23 protein-coding genes are annotated in these 23,388 nt (G+C 58.0%); 7 read left to right on the forward strand and 16 right to left on the reverse strand.

Annotated features, from left to right (window positions below):
- Window positions 1-15: 15 nt before the first annotated feature.
- From GH722_11410 to GH722_11430, 5 genes are read right to left on the reverse strand one after another with little or no spacing between them, the layout of a single operon-like run.
- The gene (locus tag GH722_11410) at window positions 16-402 is read right to left on the reverse strand and encodes a RidA family protein (GenBank protein ID MRG72382.1); all 387 of its coding nucleotides are present in this window, start codon (window positions 400-402) and stop codon (window positions 16-18) included.
- Window positions 402-1,364: a tripartite tricarboxylate transporter substrate binding protein gene (locus GH722_11415; protein ID MRG72383.1), complete on the reverse strand. Its 963-nt coding sequence runs from the start codon at window positions 1,362-1,364 to the stop codon at window positions 402-404. The genes GH722_11410 and GH722_11415 overlap by 1 nt, the downstream gene beginning before the upstream one ends.
- 29 nt (window positions 1,365-1,393) lie before the next feature.
- A complete protein-coding gene (locus tag GH722_11420) occupies window positions 1,394-3,019 on the reverse strand; it encodes a hydantoinase B/oxoprolinase family protein (protein ID MRG72384.1) in 1,626 nt (541 codons plus the stop codon).
- Window positions 3,016-4,974: a hydantoinase/oxoprolinase family protein gene (locus GH722_11425; GenBank protein ID MRG72385.1), complete on the reverse strand. Its 1,959-nt coding sequence runs from the start codon at window positions 4,972-4,974 to the stop codon at window positions 3,016-3,018. The genes GH722_11420 and GH722_11425 overlap by 4 nt, the downstream gene beginning before the upstream one ends.
- On the reverse strand, window positions 4,971-6,224 hold the full coding sequence (locus tag GH722_11430; GenBank protein ID MRG72386.1) for an FAD-dependent oxidoreductase: 1,254 nt from the start codon (window positions 6,222-6,224) through the stop codon (window positions 4,971-4,973). The genes GH722_11425 and GH722_11430 overlap by 4 nt, the downstream gene beginning before the upstream one ends.
- Window positions 6,225-6,341: 117 nt before the next feature.
- Here GH722_11430 and GH722_11435 point away from each other — a divergent pair, with 117 nt between their 5' ends.
- Window positions 6,342-7,244, forward strand: coding sequence for a LysR family transcriptional regulator (locus GH722_11435; protein ID MRG72387.1), 903 nt, complete (start codon window positions 6,342-6,344; stop codon window positions 7,242-7,244).
- A 51-nt stretch (window positions 7,245-7,295) separates the two neighbouring features.
- On the opposite strand, the gene GH722_11440 is transcribed toward GH722_11435, so the two are convergent.
- From GH722_11440 to GH722_11480, 9 genes are all read right to left on the reverse strand, one after another.
- Window positions 7,296-8,024 carry a copper resistance protein B gene (locus tag GH722_11440; protein MRG72388.1) on the reverse strand — a complete coding sequence of 243 codons (729 nt, stop codon included), beginning with the start codon at window positions 8,022-8,024 and terminating at the stop codon, window positions 7,296-7,298.
- 11 nt (window positions 8,025-8,035) lie between these two features.
- Window positions 8,036-9,763, reverse strand: a complete 1,728-nt coding sequence (locus GH722_11445; GenBank protein ID MRG72389.1) for a copper resistance system multicopper oxidase — start codon at window positions 9,761-9,763, stop codon at window positions 8,036-8,038.
- Between the two features lie 75 nt (window positions 9,764-9,838).
- On the reverse strand, window positions 9,839-10,402 hold the full coding sequence (locus GH722_11450) for a copper-binding protein (GenBank protein MRG72390.1): 564 nt from the start codon (window positions 10,400-10,402) through the stop codon (window positions 9,839-9,841).
- 173 nt (window positions 10,403-10,575) lie between these two features.
- Window positions 10,576-10,944 carry a hypothetical protein gene (locus GH722_11455; protein ID MRG72391.1) on the reverse strand — a complete coding sequence of 123 codons (369 nt, stop codon included), beginning with the start codon at window positions 10,942-10,944 and terminating at the stop codon, window positions 10,576-10,578.
- A gap of 99 nt (window positions 10,945-11,043) precedes the next feature.
- Window positions 11,044-11,760 carry a DNA repair protein RadC gene (radC, locus tag GH722_11460; protein ID MRG72392.1) on the reverse strand — a complete coding sequence of 239 codons (717 nt, stop codon included), beginning with the start codon at window positions 11,758-11,760 and terminating at the stop codon, window positions 11,044-11,046.
- Entirely contained in the window at window positions 11,741-12,541 is an 801-nt protein-coding gene (gene map, locus GH722_11465) for a type I methionyl aminopeptidase (protein ID MRG72393.1), read from the reverse strand. Before map ends, radC begins: the two co-directional genes overlap by 20 nt.
- A 58-nt stretch (window positions 12,542-12,599) precedes the next feature.
- Window positions 12,600-13,301, reverse strand: a complete 702-nt coding sequence (gene sfsA / locus GH722_11470; GenBank protein ID MRG72394.1) for a DNA/RNA nuclease SfsA — start codon at window positions 13,299-13,301, stop codon at window positions 12,600-12,602.
- Entirely contained in the window at window positions 13,298-14,215 is a 918-nt protein-coding gene (locus tag GH722_11475) for a methyltransferase domain-containing protein (protein ID MRG72395.1), read from the reverse strand. The genes sfsA and GH722_11475 overlap by 4 nt, the downstream gene beginning before the upstream one ends.
- Before the next feature lie 293 nt (window positions 14,216-14,508).
- On the reverse strand, window positions 14,509-15,012 hold the full coding sequence (locus GH722_11480) for a hypothetical protein (GenBank protein ID MRG72396.1): 504 nt from the start codon (window positions 15,010-15,012) through the stop codon (window positions 14,509-14,511).
- A 245-nt stretch (window positions 15,013-15,257) separates the two neighbouring features.
- On the opposite strand from GH722_11480, the gene GH722_11485 reads away from it, so the two are divergent.
- Together GH722_11485 and grxC are read left to right on the forward strand one after the other, a co-directional pair.
- Window positions 15,258-16,064 (forward strand): ComF family protein, encoded by an 807-nt coding sequence (locus GH722_11485; GenBank protein MRG72397.1) that lies wholly within the window; start codon window positions 15,258-15,260, stop codon window positions 16,062-16,064.
- Window positions 16,065-16,124: 60 nt separating this feature from the next.
- Complete coding sequence (gene grxC, locus GH722_11490) at window positions 16,125-16,388, forward strand: glutaredoxin 3 (protein ID MRG72398.1); 264 nt, start codon at window positions 16,125-16,127, stop codon at window positions 16,386-16,388.
- Here grxC and GH722_11495 read toward each other — a convergent pair.
- Window positions 16,385-16,936 carry a methyltransferase domain-containing protein gene (locus GH722_11495; protein ID MRG72399.1) on the reverse strand — a complete coding sequence of 184 codons (552 nt, stop codon included), beginning with the start codon at window positions 16,934-16,936 and terminating at the stop codon, window positions 16,385-16,387. The two genes, grxC and GH722_11495, sit on opposite strands and share 4 nt — an antisense overlap.
- 72 nt (window positions 16,937-17,008) lie before the next feature.
- Between GH722_11495 and GH722_11500 the strand changes: the two genes are divergently transcribed.
- A complete protein-coding gene (locus GH722_11500; protein ID MRG72400.1) occupies window positions 17,009-17,455 on the forward strand; it encodes a DUF1178 family protein in 447 nt (148 codons plus the stop codon).
- Between the two features lie 14 nt (window positions 17,456-17,469).
- On the opposite strand, the gene ubiG is transcribed toward GH722_11500, so the two are convergent.
- Window positions 17,470-18,228, reverse strand: coding sequence for a bifunctional 2-polyprenyl-6-hydroxyphenol methylase/3-demethylubiquinol 3-O-methyltransferase UbiG (gene ubiG / locus GH722_11505; GenBank protein MRG72401.1), 759 nt, complete (start codon window positions 18,226-18,228; stop codon window positions 17,470-17,472).
- Window positions 18,229-18,406: 178 nt separating this feature from the next.
- On the opposite strand from ubiG, the gene GH722_11510 reads away from it, so the two are divergent.
- The 3 genes from GH722_11510 (at window position 18,407) to GH722_11520 (ending at window position 23,380) form a co-directional block, all read left to right on the forward strand.
- Window positions 18,407-19,633, forward strand: a complete 1,227-nt coding sequence (locus tag GH722_11510) for an aspartate kinase (protein MRG72402.1) — start codon at window positions 18,407-18,409, stop codon at window positions 19,631-19,633.
- 45 nt (window positions 19,634-19,678) lie between these two features.
- On the forward strand, window positions 19,679-21,958 hold the full coding sequence (gene ptsP, locus GH722_11515) for a phosphoenolpyruvate--protein phosphotransferase (protein MRG72403.1): 2,280 nt from the start codon (window positions 19,679-19,681) through the stop codon (window positions 21,956-21,958).
- A gap of 126 nt (window positions 21,959-22,084) precedes the next feature.
- Window positions 22,085-23,380 carry a DUF4115 domain-containing protein gene (locus tag GH722_11520; protein ID MRG72404.1) on the forward strand — a complete coding sequence of 432 codons (1,296 nt, stop codon included), beginning with the start codon at window positions 22,085-22,087 and terminating at the stop codon, window positions 23,378-23,380.
- Window positions 23,381-23,388 lie beyond the last annotated feature (8 nt).

A 23,388-nucleotide genomic window follows, 5' to 3' on the forward strand; every position in this document is an offset into this window, starting at 1 on the left:
TCGCCGGTCGCGGGATCAGCTTTTGTCCGGCATTTCGGCAATGGCTTCCATTTCGACCCGTACGGGGACGATCAAATCGGAAATCACGGTTGACCGGGCCGGTGCCCGATCGGGCGGAAAACGGTTTGCGTAGGCTGTATTGAAGGCCGGATAGTCATTTTTGTCGACCAGCCAGACGGTGCATTTGACGATATTCTCGAGACTGGCACCGGCAAGGGTCAGAATTTGTTCAATCTGGTCGATGACACAGTTTGTCTGGGTGGTGATGTCATCACCGATGATCTTGCCGCCGATGATGGGAACCTGCCCCGAAACAAATAGTAATGGCCCATCCACCCGGACGAGGGGGGAGATGGGCTGGGCCTGTCCTCCGCGGACGACAGGCCCACCCAGACGCTGCATTATTTATTCTTCAGACCGGCCGCATCAACGACCCGTTTCCATTTCGGAATTTCCTGCGCGATGAAAGCCTTGGAGTCAGCCGGGGTACGGCCTTCAACAAGGAAACCACGCTGTTTGAAGAATGCCTGGAGATCATCTGTCGCCAGTGCTTTCGAGATTTCAGCATACAGTTTCTGCAGGACAGCATCCGGTGTGCCAGCCGGTGCGAATACACCCTGCCATGAGAATGCCTGATAACCCTTGAGGCCGCTGCTGGCGATCGGTGCGATACCCGGATGCATCGGATGTTCAACAGCCGAGGTAACGCCAAGTGCCCGGAGACGCCCGGATTTCACGAACTCTGCCGTAACCAGCAAATCGCCGAACATCGAATCAACGCGTCCACCGAGAAGGTCCTGCAGGGCGGCTGCACTGCCCTTGTAGGGAACATGGACCAGCTTGACGCCGGCTTCGAGACCGAACAGTTCAGCGGCGAGATGCATCGAGGTGCCTACGCCGGGGGTGCCGTGGGTGAACTTCTCCGGGTTGGCTTTGGCGAAGTCGACGACGTCCTGCACGGAGTTATAGGGCGAGTCAGCGTTGACGACGAGAACCAGTGGCGCACTGACCACCAGACTGACCGGGCTGAAATCGGTCAGCGGGTTGTAAGGCAGGTCATCACGCAGGGCGGCGCTGATCGCGTTTGATCCGGTAACACCCATCAGCAGGGTATAGCCGTCGGGATCGGATTTCGCGACCATGTTGGCCCCGACCGTGCCACCGGCACCGGCGCGGTTTTCAATAACAACGGGCTGACCCAGCGGGCCGGAAATGTTCTCGGCAATCTTGCGGGCCAGGGTGTCCGTGGAGCCGCCCGGCGGGAAAGGTACGACGATTGTGACGGGCTTTGTCGGATAGGATTGTGCGGCTGCCGGGCCGGCAAAACTGGTGGTTGCGGTGACCGCCGCAAGGGCTGCAACCATCGCGGTGCGACGGGTAAGTAGGGTGAGTTTCAGCATTCTGTCCTCCTGACTGCTGGGTTATGGGGGGTGGCATAGACGGCCCCCCAGCCGCCCGCACCAGCCGTCTCTATGATGAGACGTTCACCGGCACGCCATTGTATCTGAGTTCTCGCGGTGAGCTGCTCGGCGTCACCGTTGCTGCGGATAATCTGAGCTTTCGATGCAAGACCGGGTAAGCCCCCCTGCAGGCCTCGGGCCTGACTGTTATGTCGTTCGCCACGATAGGAAACATGGGTGGTGCCTTCGGTCAGCAGATAGCAGCGACGCAGACCGTCACCGCCCCTGTTCTGGCCGTCACCGCCTGACTCCCGGTTGAAGCCATAGCTTTCAACCCGGATCGGGGTTTCCCGTTCGATGATCTCTACAGGCGTATTCCGGGCATTGCCGACATCGGTCGAAAGCCCGGACGCACCCGGCCTGAAAGAGGATCCGCCGGCACCACTGGCGACGATTTCAGTCAGCTGATAACGCTGGCCGTCATCAGTTGACCCTCCGAATGCGATGACCGTCGCCACACCGGCATTGGCCGCCGCAGAAGTGGCGCTTCGATCCCGGCTCCAGGCGCTGATGATGGCGTTGCAGGCCAGTTTGACGGTTGCCGTGCGGGCATTCACGGCTGCCGGATAGTCCGGATTGACCACACTGCCGGCGGGCAGGACTAGGTCAAGCGGGGCCAGACAGCCTGCGTTGTTGGGTGCGTCCGGGGCAAGGCATCGCATGAAATACAAGGCGGCGGCCATCATGGCGGCGGGTGCTGCATTGGCGGGGCCGCTGGTCTGGGGTGACGAGCCGGTAAAATCAATCCGGACATGATCGCCAGTCTTATCAATCCGGACCCGGATCTTTACAGGGTCCGTAGTCACGCCGTCACTGTCGAGCTGGTCTTCCCACTCACTTGTTCCGTCGGGTTCCCGCAACAGGGCGGCCCGTGTCATGGCTTCGGACTGATGGATCAGTGTCTGACAGGCGCGGGAATAGTTGTTGCCCAGGCGGCCGGCTAGTTGCGTCAGTTCCCGTCCGCCAAGAACAAGGCAGGACCATTGTGACGCGAGATCACCGAGCAGGGCCTCCGGTGTGCGGCTGTTCGCGCTCAGAATGGCAGCAATGGATGGTTCCAGTTCACCTGCTCGATGCGACCGGACAGGGGGCAGGCGCAGGCCTTCCTCAAAGATTGACCGGGCGTTCGGCGGGATCGAACCGGGGGTAATACCCCCGACATCCTGATGATGCAGGCTGGCTGCGCCAAAGCCGATCAGATGATTCCCGTCAAAGACCGGTCGGATCAGCGTCAGGTCGGGCAGATGTGCCCCGCCGTTCCATGGATCGTTCAGCAGGAACCCGTCGCCGGGCTGCATGTCTGATGCGGGAAATGCTTTCAGGATCGCCTGTACGGCGGGGATCAGCGACCCCAGCAACAGGGGCAGGGACCGGGCCTGTGCGATCAGTTTTCCATCAGCCATGAACAGGGCGGCAGCGGCGTCTCCGGCCTCACGGGCAATGGCGGAGCGGGCACCGGAAACCAGACTGTTCTGCATCCGGTCGGCAATGGCCTGCAGGGTCAGCCGGGTCGGCTCGATATGGCGGATGAGATCAGGCGCGATGGCGGGACTTGTCATGCTGCCCTCTTTTCCTGTGACAGCAGAATGTCACCGCCATCCAGTCTCTGCCAGTTCCACCCTCGCGGTACCCAGATGCTTGTCCGGTCTGAAAACAAGGACTGCGGCCCCGTCCCGCTCTCAGGAAACGGAGATGTATGGTTTGTGTGTGGGGCAACAGATGTCTCGGCTGTGACCTCCGGAATATTGCGCGGCTTCTCGACCCGCAGACGGTGGAGGATGCGGCTTTTACCACCGGCATGCCCCCGAAGGGTCTCATGTGCCCGGTCAAATCGTTCGGAAATGTCTGAAAGACTATCCTGTTCCGGATCGAACGGGATTTCGATGGGGGATTGCTGACCGCGATAGGCAATGTCCAGCAGACAGCGTGCCGGGTTGTCGCCGGTCAGGTCTCTGCCGGTTCGCAGTGCCTCAGCGCAAAGCTCTGAAAAGGCGGCTTCGGTCAGTTCCTGCAGAAGGCTTTTTTCTGATGCGCCGACCGGATAGCAGGCGAGACAACCCGCGGCTGAAATGATGGCTGCCTGGGCGATAACCAGTGCGGTCTCTATCCCCGCCAGTTCGGCTGCCTCGGCCGCATGTTGTCCGCCACCGCCGCCGCCGACCATAAGAATGGCTTCTGCCGGATCAATGCCTCGCCGGAAGGCATGTGACTTCATGGCCTCTGCAATGGCGGTCGCTGCTGTCGCAACAGCGGCTTCGGATGCAGTGTTGATATCGCAACCCAGGGGGCGGGCGATCTCCATCATGGCGGATTTTGCCGCCCCGGTATCCAGATCAATGCCACCGGCCAGACTGTCAGGAAGCCGGCCAAGAACGACGAGTGCATCGGTCAGTGTTGGTACTGTGCCGCCACGTCCGAACGCGGCAGGGCCGGGGTCTGAACCAGCGGAGTCGGGGCCAACGCGCAAAGCGCCTGCTTCATTGACACGCAGAATGCTGCCGCCTCCGATAGCGGTAGAGCTGATATCGACAGACCGCTGACGAATGGCCAGATGGCCAATATCAAGGTTGCGACCGCTGGTCAGTTCACCCCGCCGGATCATACCGATATCGCTGGTGGTGCCCCCGGTCTCCAGCGTGATCGAAGTGGTCCGGCCTGTGTTCTGGTGACGGCGGGTCAGGGCTTCAAACCCCCGCAAGGCGGCGGCAGGTCCGGACATGGCGAGACGCAGGGGCATTCTGGCCGCATCAGTGGCTGTGACCACGGTCGCATCGGATGTCACAATCTCGGGTGCGGGCAGACCGGCTGTATTCAATTGCGAGGAAAGCTCGCTGAGATAGGCCATTGCCATTGGCTTGATATAGGCATCAAGCGCGGTGGCGAGAAACCGTTCATATTCTCCGGGTGCCGGGTCAACCTGATGTGACAGGGACACCAGCAGGTCGGGAAAGCGGGCTGTGATGATATCAGCAACCGCACATTCATGTTCCGGATTGACGGTGGAGTGCAACAGACAGACCGCGACGGCGCTGACACCTTGTTCGATCATGTTTTCAACAACCGGGATCAGGGCGTTCGTGTCGAGCGGCGTTATTTCAGTGCCATCGGCTGTCAGGCGTCCGGCAATGCCGGCCCGTAAAGGCGCCGGGAATATATCGACGGGCGAGGTTGAGACAGGTGCCAGACTATAGAGATCGTCACGGCTCTGCCGTCCAATCGCAAGGATGTCCTCAAACCCCTGTGTTGTGATAACTCCGACCGGTGCGGCCCGGCGCTCCAGCAGTGTGTTGGTTGCCAGTGTGGTGCCATGCAGGATACGGGCGACACTGTCGGGACTTATATTTTCAGCGTCCAGAAAACCCCGGACAGCACTGAAGGTTGCTGTGGCCTGGCTGGCGCCGGGCGGATAGGGGCGTTTGTCACTGCGCAATGATCCGTCACTGCCACGGGCGATGATATCGACATAAGTGCCGCCGATATCGACCCCGAGCGCCCATGTCACGGATGCTGTCATGCGGTGAATGCCAGACGAAAACGGGTGGCGCTGAATGGTTTCAGGTCAAGTTCGGGTTCCCGTCCGGCAACCAGATTGGCAATTTCCCGGCCCGTTGTTGCTCCGCTGCACATGCCGACATGCCCATGGCCAAACCCGAACCAGACATTCTCGGCCCGGGGGGCACGGTCAATCACGGGCATGCTGTCCGGAAGGCAGGGGCGGTGGCCCATCCAGCGTGAAATGTCGCTGGTATCAAGATGCGGAAACATGTCCTTGCCCTGTTTCAGCAAGGCATCCGCACGTTCATATCGCGGCGGAGCTTCCAGCCCGGACAGTTCAACAGTGCCCGCCAGCCGGAGGCCCATCTCCATCGGATTGACCATCAGATTATGTTCGACGGCCATAACGGTGTGACTCAGCTTCAGGTTGTTGCTCTTGACGGTGACATGATAGCCACGCTGGGTCTCCAAAGGAATATGTGCGCCAAGCTCTGCCGTCAGTTTTGCTGACCAGGCACCGGCAGCAATGACAACGCCATCGACGGCCAGACTGTCGCCATCTTCAAAGCGGACGGCCGTCACGACGCCGTCGCTCTGTTCAAATCCGGTGACCCGCTGCTTCAGGTGGGTTGCACCATCGCTGACCGATTGACTGTAAATGTTTTTGACCAGCGCGGACGGGTTCAGTGTTGAGCCGTTTTCCGGCGCATAAATGCCGAACCGGAACCGGCCTTTCAGGTCTGGTTCCATGTTCTCCAGTTCTTCACGATCCACATCGCGCATCTCGACACCGAGGCTGCGGCGCAGGTCCATGCCCCATTTCCACTGGGCGGCCGTTTCCGGTGAGGAATAAACATACAGGCAGCCGGACCGCCGGATCAGCCCCATGCCGCCGGACCGTTGCAGCAGCGGTTCGTAGCTTTCGAACACGGGAGCCAGCAGATTGCGCATGGCGCTGGCGATGCGTTCAACTTCCGGTTTGGTGCAATGACTGACAAAACGAAACAGCCAGGGGGCAACTTTCGGCAGGTAAGCGGTGCGAATGGTCAGTGGCCCCATCGGGTCCAGTATCCATTTCGGCACCTTTTTCCACATGCCGGGCATACCAACCGGCAGGCAGGCACTCGGTGACAGCGACCCGGCATTGCCGAAAGAACATGCCTCGCCAGCGTCCAAAGGGTCAATAATCGTCACCACATGGCCATCGCGCTGCAGATAAGCCGCAGTGGACACGCCAACAATTCCGGCTCCGATGACGGCGATATGCATATGCTTCCCCAAACTGATCCTGCACCGTTAACCGGCGTTCCCCCACTCGATTTTATTGTCTGGATAAGTTAAGCATCATTCCAATGAATTTTTCTGAAGTATGAATCAGGTAGTCTTATGAATATAACGCTTCGTCAGCTCCGGGCGTTTCGCAGCGTCGCTGATGCGGCCAGTTTCACACTGGCGGCCAACAATATGCATCTCACGCAATCTGCGGTCAGCATGCTGGTTCGTCAGCTTGAAACAGAATTCGGGATGCCCTTGTTCGACCGGGTAAACCGGAAGGTTCTTCTGACCGAGGCGGGACGACAAATTCTGCCGCTGGCCCGCCGGATGCTGGATGACCTTCGACAGGTGGAGGAAGGCGCGGTTGATATGCGGGAACTTCAGCGTGGTATTCTGCGTCTCGCTGTACCGCAGATGCTGGCCTGTGCCTGGATACCGGACGCGATTGGCGAGTTCCGGGCCCGCTATCCAAATGTCACGCTCAAGCTGTTCGACACCACGCCGGACAGGATCATTTCATCCATTCAGGCGCATGAGGCAGAGATCGGTATTGGTCCGGAGCGGGCAATTCCGAATGATCTTCAGGCGGACTTTCTGTGGGATGAACCGTTGCAGATTGTCTGCCCGGCAGACAGCCCGCTGGCCGATAAACCGAAATTGCGCTGGCGGGATACGGTCGGAGAACGCTGGATCATCTATTCGAATGAATTCAGCGGCCATATTCAGCGCACGCTTGAGAGCAGCCAGACCAGCCTGCGCCTGTCTGACGCGACGGAAGTCCGTTATCTCACCACTGCCCTGTCACTGGTCAGCAAGGGTGTGGGGGTGACGGTTGCCCCGCGTTATGCGAACAACCTGGCTTCCGGATTTAACGTGCGTTTTATCGACCTTGAAGATGAACCGAACCAGCGGGCTTTCTCTGTCTATCAGCGCAATGGCTATGAACTGTCCCCGGCAGCAGCCGCCTTCGTGGAGATGCTTCGGGAACGGGTATCGCAGAAACGCGATTTTTAGGGAATCTCCCGGAGCACTTGTGATGCACTCCGGGAGACTGAAGTCTGTTGATCAGAATTGCAGGCGCAGGCCGACAACAGCGAATGTTGAATCGACTGCTTCATCTTCATCACGGGCAAATCCGGCGGTCTTGCCGAACTTCCGTTCGTAAACGATGCCGACATAAGGCGAGATCATGCGGTCGACCACGTCGTAGCTGAGCCGTAGTCCGACTTCGATATCAGAGAGGCCGGCACCGACGCCTGCTTCGCGGTCGTCGGTAGCAGCAATGCCGAATGTGGCAGACGGTGTCAGTATTAGCCAGTTGGTCAGCAGTACTTCATACTCGGCATCCAGCCGGGCACTGGCATCTCCCTTTTCACTGACGAACAGATCTGCGTCGATTTCAAACCATTGCTTTGCAAGACCGGCCAGACCGACGACACCATAGACCCGATTTGGGCCATCCGGTGAATCATAACGCAGTCCGCCCTTGATATCGAAAAAGTCGGAAACGGGAGTCTGAAGAACCAGCCGGTTTTCCAGCTTGCCGAGTTTCCCTTCACCCAGGTCCTGTTCACCGGAACCCAGCCAGCGGAGTTTCAGTTCATCGGTTCCGATGAAGGCATCTCCATCCCAGACGAGCAGTTTCTCACCTTCATCTCCGGCCCGGTATTCAAGCTCTTCCATCTGGAAGCCGTAATAAACGAGACCTTTGGACTGGGCTGATGCAGTCGTTGAAGTCAGTGCTGCCAGCGCAGTCGCGCAGGCAAGGGTAATGGTGCGTGTAAACGAGTTCATTTCCTGCCTCCTCAGTTGATTGTGCTGGTTGAGGCGGATTTGGGTCCGCCTTCGACGATGACTTTCCGGAACATTCCGGCTGCGGCGTGGTAGGAAAGATGGCAGTGAAATGCCCACTGACCCGGTTCATCGACTTCAGTCTCGAAGGAGACAGTCGTGCCGGGATTGACATTCACGGTATGCTTTACCGGATTCCATTTGCCGTTTCCGTTATCCAGAATCGACCACATCCCGTGAAGGTGCATCGGATGTGACATCATCGTCTCATTGATGAAGGTAATCCGGACCCGTTCGCCATATTGCAGCCGGATAGGGTCTGCATCTTCGTATTTCACGCCGTTTATCGACCAGACATAACGTTCCATATTTCCGGTCAGCCGGAGTTCAATTTCACGGTTTGCAGGCCGGAGCTTATAGCGTGGTTTCTGTGCTTTCAGATCTGCGTAGGACAGGAAGCGGCCACCATTCTCAGCTGCCGGAACAAGCCCGCTGCCGGTTGCATAGAACGGATCATCGGCCTTGTTGCTCATTCCCTGCATCTTGGAATGATCCATGCCTTTCATCGAAGAATGGTCCATCTTCTGCATTTTTGAGTGGTCCATTCCTTTCATAGTGGAATGGTCCACTCCCTTGTTCATGCCCTGCATTTTGGAATGATCCATTCCCGGCATATCGCCATGGTCCATGCCCATGTCGGCCATGGTCAGCAGGGGTGTCTTTGTTCGCGGGGCAGGCGTGTCTGCTTTCATACCGTCGCGAGGAGCCAGTGTTGCAGCTGCGTAACCGGAGCGTCCCATTGACTCGGCCATAATGGCGTAGGCCCTGTCTTCTTTGGGTTGGATGATCACATCATAGGTTTCAGCAACGGCAATCCGGAATTCATCGACTCTTACCGGTTGAACATTATTCCCGTCGGCCTGAACAACGAGCATTTCAAGACCGGGAATCCGGACGTCGAAGTAAGTCATGGCAGATGCATTGATGAAACGCAGGCGTACCCGCTCACCGGGGTTGAATAATCCGGTCCAGTTCTGTGCCGGGGTCTTTCCGTTGATGAGACCTTTGAAACCCTGCACATCCTCGATATCTGTCGGGACCATTCGCATGTCGCCCCAGGCCTTGCGGTCTGCGACGGTGGCTTCTATTCCCTTGTCGCGGAAATCGGAGAACAGATCGCCGAGGGTCTGCTGTTTGCGGTTATAATAGTCAGCCGACATTTTCAGATTGCGCATGATCCGGTCGCCGGAATGCGGGTGTTTGTCTTTCAGGATAATCACATGTTCACGGTCGAACCTGAACGGCTCACGGCTTTCAGGTTCAATGACGATTGAACCATAAGCCCCGTCAGGTTCCTGGAAGCCGGAATGACTGTGAAACCAGTATGTTCCGTTCTGACGGACCGGAAACCGGTAGGTGAAGGTCTCGCCGGGTGCAATGCCGTCGAAGCTTATCGTCGGAACCCCGTCCATCCTGTACGGCAGAATGAGGCCGTGCCAGTGGATTGAGGTCGTTTCGTCCAGATTGTTGGTAACGCGGATAACTGCATCTTCACCTTCCCTGAACCGAAGGACGGGTCCGGGTGAGGCACCGTTGTAACCAATGCCGTAGGTGGTTTCGCCATCGATGTCGATCGCCACCCTGTCTACAGTGAGATCATATTCGACAGCCTGGGATTGCTGCATGGAAACTGCCGTCAGGGCCAGCGTGGCCGCAACGACATAAAGAGACCGAAACTTCATTTCGTCTGCTCCTTGAATCGGATGAACTGAAAATCACCGGGCATGACGAGACCGTTCGTCATGCCCGGTTCAGGTTTAGGAGGCGGGTTTCGGCGAGATGGTCACTTTGCCGACCATGCCGCTCTCATAGTGCCCCGGAACATTGCAGGCGAACTCCAGATCTGCCGTTTCATCGAACGTCCAGATAACCTCGCCGACTTCACCCGGTTCCAGCAGGACACTGTTCGGGTCGTTATGTTCCATGGTTACACCATTCCCCATATCCATCTTCATCATGGACCGGTTGATGCGGTCGGGCAGCAGGACGCCGTGTTCCATCATCATCATCATTTCTTTCTGATGACCGGCATGGGTTTCAGCTGTTCCGATATTGAATTCATGGACAAATTCACCGTCATTCTGGACAACAAAGCGAATGGTCTCGCCCTTCTTTACCGAGATAGTTTCCGGATCATAAAGATTGTCGTGCATTTTAATCTTGATCGTCCGGTCAGCATCCTTGGCGGTCTTTTCTGCGTGTCCTGTCTGAGATTTACCATGTGTTCCGCCAGCATTGGCTGGCTGAATGGTCACGAGTGCTCCCGCAATGATGAGTGCAACCAGACCGCATGAGATATTGGTGTTGTTCGTGTAAGGCATTATTCATAGCTCCGTACATAGCATGATCATGTGTACGAACAGTCCGAACCTCGTCGTCAGCCCTGTATGTCAAACAGGACGGATGATCTGAGGCCGTCTGCGCTATCTCTGCAGACAGACTGGACGTATATTTCAGATGGAAATTTTGCCCGGAAGGGGCGGTGATCTGAGGATCAGGCTCGTGGAGGCTTGAACGGTATATCCTGCAGCAGGGATGCTGCTATCTGGTCTTCAAAGCCGAACCGGATCTGGTTTTCCAGAGGCTGGGAAACCATTGTCGGGGAAAATTCGGCGATTGATGCACAGAAAACCGAGCAGATGCCGTGACTCTGGCCATGCTGGCTGTGGTGTGGACCTTCAGGGATAACCTGATGTGAAATCCCGGTGCTGGTATTTTCAGCCAACGCCTCCCCATGGACGCCAATGCCCTCAATCGCGAACAGCAACGCGAAAAGCAGGGCAAGGGAGATCAGTTTTTTGGTCAGCATTGATACAAACAGCACTTTTTCGAATTCAACGAAACACGTAGCGAGGTATTGCATCAATATCAAGTGGCAAGAATATGGCACAGAACTGTAGTTTGTTGCCCGGCCATTCTGAATTGCTTTCGTTAGGTCTGAGCGAAGGATATCTGCTGATACCTAAAGCAGACCCTGTTCACGGAAGCTGAGGGTTTTGCCGGCGGCGACGATGACATGGTCGTGGACGGTGATGTCGAGGGCGCGGGCGGCAGTGACAATTTTGTCGGTCATGTCGATATCAGCACGTGACGGACTGGGGTCGCCGCTGGGATGATTATGCGCCAGAATGATGGCAGTAGCACCGACTTCTAGGGCGCGTTTCACGACTTCGCGGGGATAGACAGGGGTGTGGTTGACGGTGCCGGTTTGATGGACTTCGTCGCGGATCAGCCGGTTGCGGGTGTCGAGGAACAGGATGCGGAACTGCTCGATTTTTTCTCGGCCCATGACCGCCCGCAGGTAGGTCGTCAGCTGATCCCATGAAGAAATCAGCGGTTTGTCCATAACCTCGGCGCGGTGCAGGTGGAGGGCCGCGGCCTGAACCGATTTCAGCACCGCAGCCGCGACCTCGCCGATACCCTTGACCGCGGTCAGTTCTGCCGGCTTTGCCATCAGCACGCCGGACAATCCCCCGAACCGGTCGATCAGGTCTTTTGCCAGCGGTTTGACATCACGCCGGGGAATCGCTGCGCCAAGCAGGATTTCCAGAATTTCGTAATCCTGAACAGCTGCTGCGCCGCCATTCAGGAAACGAGCCCGCAATCTCTCCCGGTGCTGCAGGTAATGCGGCGCCGGGGACGTCTGAGGGGTGCCTGTGTCAGCTGGCTGTTGCTGCATAGGGAGGGCGGTCGAGGCCGGTAGGCGACAGGGTGAAAACCTCGTAGCCGTTGGCGGTAACGCCGATGGAGTGCTCGAACTGTGCCGAAAGTGATTTATCCTTCGTGACAGCAGTCCAGTTGTCGCTGAGAATTTTTACATCCGGGCGTCCGGCATTGATCATCGGCTCAATGGTGAAGAACATACCTTCCTGCAGGGGGGTGCCTGTGCCGGGCTTCCCGTAATGCAGAATGTTCGGTGCGTCATGGAACACACGGCCCAGGCCATGCCCGCAGAAATCCCGGACAACGCTGAACCGCTGTGCCTCGGCATAGGTTTGGATGGCATGCCCGATATCACCGGTGGTCGCGCCGGGGCGGACAACTTTGATACCTTCCCACATCGCCTCAAAGGTGACGTCGATCAGCTTCTGTGCCTTGACCGGCACATCGCCGACCCAGAACATCCGGCTGGTGTCGCCGTGCCAGCCATCAACGATGGTCGTGACATCAATATTGATACAATCGCCGTTCTTCAGTTTCTTGTCCCCCGGTATGCCATGACAGACGACATGGTTTATGGAGGTGCAGACGGATTTTGGGAATCCGCGGTAGCCGAGGGGAGCCGGAATCGCATCATGATCGAGAATGAAGTTGTGGCAGAGCCGGTCGATTTCGCCGGTTGTCACGCCGGGAACGACATAGGGCGTGATCATGTCGAGAGTTTCGGCGGCGAGCTTTCCGGAAACCCGCATGGCTTCGAATTCCGCCGGGCCGTGTAATTTGATCGATCGTGTTTCCATGTCCCAATCCGGCTCCTGAGCCAGTTCCATATCCTGCATGATTACTCCATCCGCTGCCTCAGGTCGTGAGGGGGAGCGGCCTGTCCAGGGTGATTTGCTGCGTCGTGATGTCGCACATATAGCACAACATTTCGACTCCGCGAGTCATCGCTTGCCGGAAGGCGGCGGCATAAGCCGGGTCCACGTCCTCTGCCAGTGCAAAGCTGTCGCAGTCGGTACGCTGAACCACATACAGCATGACGGCACGATGACCCTGCTCAACCATGTCGCCCAGTTCGGCCAGATGCTTGGCGCCACGGGCCGTCACGGCATCGGGGAATTCCGCGAGTCCGGGGGTGCGCATCAGATGTACATTCTTGATCTCGACATAGGCCATCGGGCGGTTCGGGTCTTCCAGCAGGATATCAATGCGAGAATTTTTGCCGTATTTCACTTCACGCCTCAGATTTTCATACCCCGCCAGTTCCGGAATGCGGCCGGCCAGAATCGCTTCCTCGGCAATGGCATTGGGATGGGCGGTGGAGACGCCAACCATGCCGCCGTCGGCCTCGGCAATCTCCCACGACCATTTCAGTTTACGGGCAGGATTGCGCGCCGGTGACAGCCAGATGGTCATGCCGGGGTCTTTCAGACCGATCATACCGCCGGGATTGGCGATATGGGCGGTGGTCTCCGTGCCGTCTTCAAACCGGACATCGGCCAGGAACCGCTTGTAGCGCTTGATGAGGGTGGCCTTGACCAGCGGATCAGGGAAATTCATTGGCCGGCCTTGTCGTCAGTCTTGAATTCCATCGCGCCCAGCGCATCGGACAGTTTCTGTGTCGCTGAACCGGGACGCAGTGGTTTCGGCTGCGAGGCATCGGGTGCCCAGCCGGTCAGGGTGATGATGTCAAATGTCGCGTGAACCCGTCCTTCGCTGTCGGTGAAGTCCTGCATCATGCGCTCCATGGCGGCCATCAGCGTGCTGCGTTTCAGGAAGTTCCTGCGGCGTTTGGCGACGACATTGGTTTCACCCATGCCCCGCAGGTCGGCCAGCAGTTTCATGGGGTTGCTGTAGGTGACGGTCACCCGGTCCATGTCGGCAACCGGCAGGGCAAATCCCGCACGCTGCAGCAGGGCGCCGGCATCGCGAACATCGGCCAGTGGCGACAGGCGGGGGCTGATGCCGCCATCCAGTTCCAGTTCAGCCTGTTGCAGGGCAACCCGCAATTCGGTGAGGGTTTCGCCGCCCAGCATGGAGCCGATAAACAGCCCGTCCGGGGCCAGGCTTTTGCGGATCTGTATCAGGGCGCCTGGCAGGTCATTGACCCAGTGCAGGGACAGATTGCTGAGGACCAGATCGAAGCTGCCCGCGGCGAAAGGCAGTAATTCCTCATCCGCTGCAATGGCAGGGGCCTTTGCGGCAATCGCTGCACGACCGGCGAGCCGGGGCGAGAGGTCACACTGAACGACCGGCTGCGCAAAACCGCGTTCGGCAAGCGTCTGGCCTACCTCACCGCCATGGCAGCCAATATCGGCAACAACCTGAAACCGTCTTTTGACATCTTCCAGCCGGTCGACCAGCCGGTCTGCGGTTTCCCGGAACAGAAAGTCATGGGTATCGAAATCAGTCGCTGCACGGTCACGGCGACGGCGCAGCAAGGCACGGTCGAAAACAGCAATATCGTCTGTCAAAAGCAGGGCTTTCTATCGTTGGCGGCGGAGCAGATCCCGCAGTGAGGATTTCGCGGCCATGATAGCGGCTGATCCCTGACATTCCATGATTGCATCATCAAGCTCGGTCGGTTTCGGACGGCCGCCGTCGAAAACCTTGATCCGTTGACATCTTCCAGCCGGTCGACCAGCCGGTCTGCGGTTTCCCGGAACAGAAAGTCATGGGTATCGAAATCAGTCGCTGCACGGTCACGGCGACGGCGCAGCAAGGCACGGTCGAAAACAGCAATATCGTCTGTCAAAAGCAGGGCTTTCTATCGTTGGCGGCGGAGCAGATCCCGCAGTGAGGATTTCGCGGCCATGATAGCGGCTGATCCCTGACATTCCATGATTGCATCATCAAGCTCGGTCGGTTTCGGACGGCCGCCGTCGAAAACCTTGATCCGTTTAACCAGGTCACCCTGTAACGCTTCGTTGAAACCGGGTTTCAGCAGTCGTCCATAATCCTGCACCTGTATAATGCCCTGTCGATTGGCTGCCGGAGGGTTTTCGGAAAAAACGAACTGAATTTTTTCATTCAGCCGGGGATAGATACGGCAGAGATAAGTCGCATGTTTCGCGGCAGTTATCAGCACGTCAACGATGACGAAATGGATTCCGGCCTGAACCGGAACAGTTGTCGTCGGGAGCTGAAGCCAGATCTGCTGCTCCGGATCAATGACAATGGCATCGTCTTTTGCCTTGGACTGGGCATAGGCAGAATTTGCGAAGGCAAGGGCAAACAGGGCCAGCACCGGCAGAAGCAGCAATCGTTTCATTGTCAGTTTATCCTTTGTGGCCGGATGATCGACAGTCCGAGAGCCGTAATCAAGCCCGGACTGGGCCTTGTATCGCTGACTTTCCTGTGATTCTCCATATCGGTTTACCACATTCAGTGCTCGCCCCGATATCCATTTTCCGTCTGATTACCGTGAACGGTGCAATCTGTTTCGGGTGATGGCACCTCAACATCTCTCCGGGTTCTGACCGAAATTTGATCTGTCGTCGCAATACGGGCTTTGTGATGGAGGTGACTGGGAAAGAGCGGGAAGTGTCATTGCATTGCCTGGCGGGTATTCCCCGATGGATTGCGGCAGTCGCACCTGCAATCGCAGGGCGGGGGCTGGATATGCTGTTGCCGCCTCGCTGTGCATCCTGCGGGGGGCTGATTGACCGGCAGCATCTGCTCTGTATCGGGTGCTGGCGGTCGATTGCCCAGATTGCCCCGCCACTTTGTGCGGGGTGCGGTCTTCCGTTCGACTTTGATGTTGGTCCTGACGCCCGCTGTGCGGACTGTCTGGCAGAACCTCCTGCCTATCATCAGGCCCGTGCGGCGCTGGTCTATGATGATGCCAGCCGGCCTGTCATTCTGTCTTTCAAACACGGGGACCGGACGGACAGCGCGCAGACGCTGGCCCGGCTGATGATTCAGGCTGGTCGTGACCAGATCGCCGCTGCCGATCTGATTGTCCCTGTGCCCCTGCATGCCCGGCGCCTGTTTGCCCGGCGCTACAATCAGTCCGCCCTGCTGGCCCAGACCATCGGCAGGCTGTGCGACCGGCCGGTGCTGGTGGATCTGTTGCACCGGCATCGGGCAACGGCCAGTCAGGGTCGGCTGGGGCGACGCCAGCGTTTGCGAAATGTCGCGGGGGCGATAACCGTTCCCCGGTCCCGGCAGCGGGTCATCACAGGAAAACGGGTGCTGCTGATTGATGATGTGATGACCACGGGGGCGACGGTTTCCGTCTGTGTCCGGGCGTTGCGGCGTGGGGGTGCCGGTCTCGTCGATGTTCTCACGATTGCGCGTGTTGTGCGCTCACAGGGCGGATGACAATTGCAGAACGGCTGAGAAGTCTTATATGGTCAGGGAACATTTTCCGGAGACAGACTTATGGCTGAAGTAAAAATTTATTCGAGTGCGCTCTGTGGTTTCTGCTGGCGGGCGAAGGGCCTGCTGGAAAAGAAAGGCATCAAGTATAACGAGGTCGATGTCACGATGGATGCTGCGAAGAAGCGGGAGATGACCGAACTTGCCGGTGGCCGGACATCGGTTCCCCAGATCTTCATTGATGGCAAGCATGTCGGCGGCTGTGATGATCTGTTCAATCTGGATGGTGCCGGACGCCTTGACCAGATGCTGGGCGTCCACGGTTAATCCAGCGGGATATCCGTCAGGGGTCTCCTTCTGATTGAGCAGATACGCTGACGAACGGCAGGTGAGGGGTGGCTGGTCCGCCCCTGCTCGAAAGCAGCAATGGTCAGGTCGCGGGTCAGTTCCAGCAGTTCCCCTTCTTTAAGCAGAAAGGCGGGGCGGGAGGGTTTGCCGAAAGCCTCGTTGCCGCTGGCAAAAGTCTCATAAATCAGTACGCCGCCATTTGCCAAAGATGACAGGATCTGCGGGAAAAGCCGGCGATGCAGGTAATTCGAGACAATAATTCCGTCGAATTGCATTTCCTCAAATGGCCAGACCATATCGTCGGTTTCAAGATCATGTTCCAGCGTCTCCACGCCGCTGTGGCCTGACAGCATGGCAAGTGCTTCGGCGTTCCGGTCCAGAGCAACCACGGAATAGCCCAGCCCTGCGGCCAGTTTCGTATGCCGGCCCTGTCCGCAGGCCAGATCCAGTATGGTGCCGCCCGCCCGGACAAGACGGAGATGCTTTGCAACCCAGCCAGACGGCTGCTGATCTGTTGGTGCGCTCATTGTTTATTTGATCCTATCATTTGACCCGCATCATGTTGGGGACTACATGCGGTACAGGATCGGAGAGTTTCAATGATGAAGTTTTCCCTGCGCTGTGCGCAGGAACATGAGTTTGAGAGCTGGTTCAGCGGCAACGACGCTTTTGACAAGCTGGTCGCTGTCGGTGAAGTCACTTGTCCGGTTTGCGGAAGTGATGATGTTGAAAAGGCGCTGATGGCGCCGCGATTGTCGTCGACGACGAAAAAACGCGGGCAGGAAGTGCTGCCGCCGGAACCGGCAAAGACGGCCCTTCCAATGGATGTAAAAGTGCGGGCGGCGCTGCATGAGCTGCGCCGGGCCGTCGAACAGAATTGTGATTATGTCGGGGACCGCTTCGCCGAAGAAGCCCGCAATATCCATAATGGCGAGTCCGAGGCGAGGGGCATTTACGGTGAGGCGACGGCGGAAGAAACCGAGAAGCTTGCCGATGAAGGTGTCGAAGTTCAGGCGATCCCGTGGTTGCCGAAGTCTGACGCCTGATCCGCCGGAAGGGCTCAGGCAGGCTTTGTCGCAACTGTCATGTAGTTGACGGCCAGGTCGTCGGATAACCGCCAGCGGTCGCTGACCGGGTTGTAGCTGACACCACGTATTTCGGTCAGTTCCATTCCACGGGGGCGCAATGCATCCGCGATTTCAGAAGGCTTCACAAATTTGCGCCACTGATGGGTGCCACGGGGCAGCCAGCCCAGCACATATTCTGCGCCGACAATGGCAAGGGTGAAGGCTTTCGGTGTGCGATTGAGTGTGGCGACAACCATCAGCCCGCCGGGGCGGACCAGTTCAGCGCAGGACCCGAGAAACAGATCGACATCGGCAACATGCTCGACCACTTCACAGTTCAGCACCGCATCGAACGGGGTTTCTCCGGAAGCGACCATGTCCTCTACCCGGCCTGCGCGATAGTCGATATCCAGTCCCATCTGCCGGGCATGGGCGGCAGCAATCCCGATATTGCGTTCTGACGCATCAACCCCCGTCATGCTGGCCCCCATTCGCGTCATGGGTTCAGACAGCAATCCCCCGCCACAGCCGATATCGAGCAGGCGAAGTCCCTTGAGAGGGCGGTCGGACAGCGGGTCACGGTCAAACTGCTGGCACAGTCTGTCACGGATAAAGCCCAGCCGTACGGGATTGAATTTATGCAGTGGTGCAAACTTGCCGGTCGGATTCCACCAGTCCTCTGCCATCGCTTCAAAGCGGGCAATTTCACTCGCATCGGCGGTGCCGGTAATTTCTGCGGCGCTGGTAATCATGGGCTGGCTCGATTTATTATTTACAGCAGAGGTGAGGCGCAAACGCGCAGAGGTCAACCGATAATCGACAGGAATGTGAAGTGAAAAGTGTTTCCGGCACTTCTCATTCCCGAAGACACCCGTTATAACCGCGCCGCCCTTGCCAAGGGCATATCGTCAGTTAGGGATTGCTAGTCAGATGGCACGAATTGTCCAGAAATTCGGTGGCACGTCGGTTGCCGATATCGAACGCATCAAGGCCGTGGCCCAGCGGGTCAAGGCGGAATGGGAACAGGGGCATGAACTGGCCGTTGTCGTCTCCGCGATGTCCGGCGTTACCAACCAGCTTGTCGAATATACCCGTCAGGCTTCCCCGCTGCATGATGCGCGGGAATATGATGTGGTTGTCAGTGCCGGTGAGCAGATCACTTCGGGCCTGCTGGCAATCGCGTTGCAGGAAATCGGTGTTCCCGCCCGCTCCTGGCTGGGCTGGCAGTTGCCGGTTCATACCGACGACCGGCATGGCAAGGCGCGGATCAAGGCGATTGACACCGATGAAGTGATCAGACGCTTTGCCGACCGTCAGGTTGCAGTTGTCCCCGGATTTCAGGGACTGGCAGATGATGGCCGGGTGACGACGCTGGGGCGTGGCGGTTCGGATACCTCTGCTGTCGCACTGGCGGCTGCCCTTTCGGCAGATCAGTGTGATATCTATACGGATGTGGACGGGGTCTATACATCTGACCCGCGAATTGTCACAAAAGCACAGCGCCTTAGCCGTATTACCTATGAAGAAATGCTGGAGATGGCGTCGCTTGGCGCCAAGGTGCTGCAGACGAGATCAGTCGAACTGGCCATGAAATACAAGGTTCGGCTGCAGGTGTTATCAAGTTTTACCGGCGGTCCCGGTACATTGGTTGTAGATGAGGATGAAATCGTGGAACAGGCAATGGTAAGTGGCATCGCGCACAGCAGCGATGAGGCGAAAATCACTCTGGTGAAGGTTCCGGATCAGCCGGGGGTCGCCGCCAAGATTTTTGGCCCGCTGGCAGAAGCCAGTGTCAATGTGGACATGATTGTCCAGAACGTTTCAGAAACCGGTGATGCAACCGACATGACCTTCACAGTCCAGAATACGGATCTGGAACGGGCGGTTTCAGTGCTGGAAGCAAACCGGGACAAATTGAATTATCAGTCGCTGGTACCCGACCGCAATGTTGCGAAGATTTCCGTGGTCGGCGTTGGTATGCGCAGTCATGCAGGTGTGGCGCAGATGATGTTCCAGGCGCTTGGCGACAAGGGGATCAATATTCAGGTAATCTCGACGTCTGAAATCAAGGTCAGTGTGCTGGTGGCGAAAGAATATACCGAGCTGGCCATGAGAACACTTCACACCGCCTATGGCCTAGATGCGCCGGATAGCTGAGACTGTAATATCTGAGGACATTACCATCACCGCAGGAGAGCGGGGATGAATCCTGCTATTCCCCTGAATGCCACGGGGTCGCGGCGACTTCTGAGTCGTGTTCGCGATCTGATGGCAGGTGGCGGAAACGCAGAAGAACGTCTGGATGCGATCGTCCGGATCATCGCAGCTGATCTCGTCGCTGAGGTCTGCTCGGTTTATATCAAACGGGCAGGCGAAGTCCTCGAACTGTTCGCGACGCAGGGGCTGAATCGTGAGGCCATCCATCTGACCCGGCTGCGTGTCGGGGAGGGACTGATCGGTCTGATCGCGGCAAAGGGCCGTCCGCTGGCGCTGGCCGACGCAAGAAGCCATCCGGGCTTCGTGTACCGTCCGGAAACCGGGGAAGATATCTTCCATTCACTGATGGGTGTGCCGATCCGCCGTAGCGGGCGGGTGCTTGGTGTACTGGCTATTCAGAACCGTACCCAGCGAACTTACACGGAAGAAGAACAGGAAACGCTGGAAACCGTCTCGATGGTGATGGCGGAACTGGTGGCCAGCGGTGAACTGATCGACCGTCAGGAAATGCTGCAGGCTGACGGTAATGCAACCCTGCCGATGCGGCTGCCGGGTATCCGCCTGAATGGCGGGCTTGCTGCGGGAGAAGCCGTTTCTCACCGCCCGCGGATTGTCGTTCAGCGGCTTGTTGCTGAAGACGTGGATGTGGAAATAGAGCGCCTTGAAACGGCGATCAGTGCTATGCGGGCCGGATTGGAAAGGATGTTCAAGGCATCTGATCTGAGAGGGCGGGGTGAGCTTGGCGAGGTTATGGAAACCTATCGGATGCTGGCGGGTGATGCTGGCTGGATAGCAAGAATTTCCGACATGATCCGCAAGGCTGGCCTGTCCGCGGAAGGTGCCGTGCAGCGGGTTCAGACCCAGATGCGCGACCGGATGCAGGCGGTGGCAGATCCCTATTTGCGGGAACGTCTCTCTGATCTGGAAGATGTCGGCAACCGGCTGATGCAGCATCTGACCGGTGAAGTTTCAGCGGCCTTGCGCAAGGATCTGCCGGACCGGTTCATTCTGGTGGCCCGCGATCTGGGGCCTGCCGACCTGCTGGAATATGACCGTAGCAAAATGGCGGGGGTCGTTCTGGAAGCAGGCTCGCCGGTTTCCCATGTCGCGATTATTGCCCGTGCGCTGGACCTGCCGATGGTCGGGCGGCTGGAGACCGGGGTCGCGATTATCGATCCGGGCGATCCGGTTATCGTTGATGCGGATAATTCTCAGGTATTTGTACGTCCGGGTGAGGATGTTCAGGCAGCTTTCCGTACCAACATGGCACTCCGCGAACAGAAGCGGGTGGAATATGAAGGGCTGCGGAACGAGCCGGCCTGTTCGCGTGACGGTGTTTCCGTCGAACTGAACGTCAATGCCGGTCTGCAGGCGGATGTTGGTCAGCTCGACAGTGCCGGGGCTGAAGGTATCGGTCTGTACCGGACCGAAATCGCCTTTATGTCGCGGCCCAGACTACCGGGTGTTGGTGAACAGGTTGAACTTTATAAACGGATCATCGAACTGGCAGGTGACAAGCCGGTGGTGTTCCGGACGCTTGATGTCGGCGGCGACAAGATTCTGCCCTACTGGAAAGGGCAGAAAGAGGAAAATCCGGCAATGGGCTGGCGGTCTATCCGGATTGGTCTCGACCGTCCCGGCCTGCTGCGGCATCAGCTGCGGGCCTTGCTGAGGGCGGCTGCCGGAAGAACATTGCGGATCATGTTTCCGATGGTCGCAGAAGTGACGGAACTGGATGCGGCCCGTAATATTCTGGATATCGAGATGTCACGGGCACGGCGAATGCAGCACGAATTGCCGTCACATGTCGAAGTCGGTGCCATGCTGGAAGTGCCGTCGCTGGCGTTTCAGCTGGATGCCTTGTTGCCCCGGGTTGATTTCCTGTCGGTCGGCAGTAACGATCTTCTGCAGTTTTTCTTTGCTTTTGACCGGGGGAATGCCCGGCTTTCAGAACGCTACGACCCTCTGTCGCCAGCGGCGCTGAGTTTGCTGAAGATGATCATCGACAAATGCGACTCGGCCGGCGTTCGCTGCACGCTCTGCGGAGAAATGGGCGGCGCGCCGATTGATGCGATGGCGCTGATCGCTCTCGGTTACAGATCGCTTTCCATGTCGCCGCCATCAATCGGTCCGGTGAAGGCGATGGTCCGGCAGCTCTCTGTCGCCCGGACACAGGCGTTTCTGACACCGCTTTTGTCTTCTCCGGACCATAGTCTGAGAGAACAATTGCGGGCCTTTGCTGCGGATCACGGGGTCGCGGTTTAGGCTTCCCGTCCAATGATTGATTGCAAGCGTATGGCAGACGTTGTTAGAAACGCTCTATTCCGTTTATTTCCGGGATGTCCGCGTCATCAGAAAAGTTGATCAGGCGTTGGACAAACCCGCTTCCCGATGAGGATCAAAGTGGCGAAATCCGACGCCAAGGCGCAGCTTGCAGAACCAGATATTGATGATCGCTTCCGTAAGGGGGTGGGCTCCCTGTTGCGCGCCACGCGCGTTCGGCTTGGCGAGGATGTTCAGGACGTTGCGTCCGTGCTCCGCATTCGCCGGACCTATCTGGAAGCAATCGAAGACGGTCGCACGAATGATCTGCCGGGTCTGACCTATGCCATCGGGTTTGTACGAACCTATGCGGAGCATCTGGGGCTGGACGGGGCCGAGGTTGTTCGCCGCTTCAAGACCGAAGCCCAGGCGATGGGCGCGAATAATGATCTGACCTTTCCTTCGCCGGTTCAGGAAGGCCGGATTCCGGGCGGGGCGATCCTGTTTGTGGCCCTTCTGATCGCCGTGCTGGCTTATGGTGGATGGTATTACATGTCCAGCCAGGGCAAGACGCTGACCGACATTGCTCCGGCCTTGTCGGAAAAACTGACCTCCATGATGGAGTCGGTGCAGGAACAGAGAATTGCCGACCCCGGCCCGGTCGCGGAGCCTGCTTCGACTGAAGAAAAAACGGAAGAAAAATTACCCGCCGCCTCCGTCAGTCCGGCGCCGGTCACATCTGAGCCGACAACAGCCGAGCCGCCAGTGGCGACTTCCGGTGACGCGACATCTGTACCGGCTGCCGAACCCGCCCCGGCCCCTGTTGAGACGACAGCGCCTGTTGCTGCCCCGGTTCCGGAAACGGCTCCGGCTTCATCTGTGCCGGAAACGGCGACTGCTGAAACACCCCCGGCGGAAGTTTCGGCTGCAATACCTGCACCTGCTCCGGCGGCGGTGTCACCACAGACCCCGGAGAATACAGCTTCGCAACAAGCACCTGCTTCGGGTGCGACAACAGCACCGGTGCCTGCTCCTGCTGTTGAAAGTCAGACACCAGTCACTGAGCCCGTTACACCGCAGCAGCAGATTGCTGATGTGCCGGCTGCGACAGACCCGGCTGCGGCAGCCCCGGCTTTTGGTGCGCAGGGGCCGGATGTCCGGATTGTTCTGCGCGCCGTGGCAGACAGCTGGATTCAGATCCGGGAAGCGAATGGTGATCTGGTCAATGCGCAGCTGCTGCGTCCGGGAGAACGTTATAATGTTCCCAATCGCGCCGGGCTGGTATTACTGACCGGAAATGCTGGCGGGCTTGAACTGATCGTCGACGGCCAGAAAGCGCCCCCTCTCGGACCACAGGGCTCGATCCGCAGAAATGTGGCGCTGGATCCGGCGAAACTGCTGGCCGGATCGACAACGACCGAATAGGGCCTGCA

This window comes from Alphaproteobacteria bacterium HT1-32 (genome assembly GCA_009649675.1).
In the GTDB taxonomy this organism is placed as follows: Bacteria; Pseudomonadota; Alphaproteobacteria; order Rhodospirillales; family HT1-32; genus HT1-32.

Bases quoted from the DNA above. Each gene is read 5' to 3' on its own strand.
- GH722_11410 (MRG72382.1), bottom strand. From the start codon at position 402: ATGCAGCGTCTGGGTGGGCCTGTCGTCCGCGGAGGACAGGCCCAGCCC.
- GH722_11415 (MRG72383.1), bottom strand. From the start codon at position 1,364: ATGGTTGCAGCCCTTGCGGCGGTCACCGCAACCACCAGTTTTGCCGGC.
- GH722_11420 (MRG72384.1), bottom strand. From the start codon at position 3,019: ATGACAAGTCCCGCCATCGCGCCTGATCTCATCCGCCATATCGAGCCG.
- GH722_11425 (MRG72385.1), bottom strand. From the start codon at position 4,974: ATGACAGCATCCGTGACATGGGCGCTCGGGGTCGATATCGGCGGCACT.
- GH722_11430 (MRG72386.1), bottom strand. From the start codon at position 6,224: ATGCATATCGCCGTCATCGGAGCCGGAATTGTTGGCGTGTCCACTGCG.
- GH722_11435 (MRG72387.1), top strand. From the start codon at position 6,342: ATGAATATAACGCTTCGTCAGCTCCGGGCGTTTCGCAGCGTCGCTGAT.
- GH722_11440 (MRG72388.1), bottom strand. From the start codon at position 8,024: ATGAACTCGTTTACACGCACCATTACCCTTGCCTGCGCGACTGCGCTG.
- GH722_11445 (MRG72389.1), bottom strand. From the start codon at position 9,763: ATGAAGTTTCGGTCTCTTTATGTCGTTGCGGCCACGCTGGCCCTGACG.
- GH722_11450 (MRG72390.1), bottom strand. From the start codon at position 10,402: ATGCCTTACACGAACAACACCAATATCTCATGCGGTCTGGTTGCACTC.
- GH722_11455 (MRG72391.1), bottom strand. From the start codon at position 10,944: ATGCAATACCTCGCTACGTGTTTCGTTGAATTCGAAAAAGTGCTGTTT.
- radC (MRG72392.1), bottom strand. From the start codon at position 11,760: ATGCAGCAACAGCCAGCTGACACAGGCACCCCTCAGACGTCCCCGGCG.
- map (MRG72393.1), bottom strand. From the start codon at position 12,541: ATGGAAACACGATCGATCAAATTACACGGCCCGGCGGAATTCGAAGCC.
- sfsA (MRG72394.1), bottom strand. From the start codon at position 13,301: ATGAATTTCCCTGATCCGCTGGTCAAGGCCACCCTCATCAAGCGCTAC.
- GH722_11480 (MRG72396.1), bottom strand. From the start codon at position 15,012: ATGAAACGATTGCTGCTTCTGCCGGTGCTGGCCCTGTTTGCCCTTGCC.
- GH722_11485 (MRG72397.1), top strand. From the start codon at position 15,258: ATGGAGGTGACTGGGAAAGAGCGGGAAGTGTCATTGCATTGCCTGGCG.
- grxC (MRG72398.1), top strand. From the start codon at position 16,125: ATGGCTGAAGTAAAAATTTATTCGAGTGCGCTCTGTGGTTTCTGCTGG.
- GH722_11495 (MRG72399.1), bottom strand. From the start codon at position 16,936: ATGAGCGCACCAACAGATCAGCAGCCGTCTGGCTGGGTTGCAAAGCAT.
- GH722_11500 (MRG72400.1), top strand. From the start codon at position 17,009: ATGATGAAGTTTTCCCTGCGCTGTGCGCAGGAACATGAGTTTGAGAGC.
- ubiG (MRG72401.1), bottom strand. From the start codon at position 18,228: ATGATTACCAGCGCCGCAGAAATTACCGGCACCGCCGATGCGAGTGAA.
- GH722_11510 (MRG72402.1), top strand. From the start codon at position 18,407: ATGGCACGAATTGTCCAGAAATTCGGTGGCACGTCGGTTGCCGATATC.
- ptsP (MRG72403.1), top strand. From the start codon at position 19,679: ATGAATCCTGCTATTCCCCTGAATGCCACGGGGTCGCGGCGACTTCTG.
- GH722_11520 (MRG72404.1), top strand. From the start codon at position 22,085: ATGAGGATCAAAGTGGCGAAATCCGACGCCAAGGCGCAGCTTGCAGAA.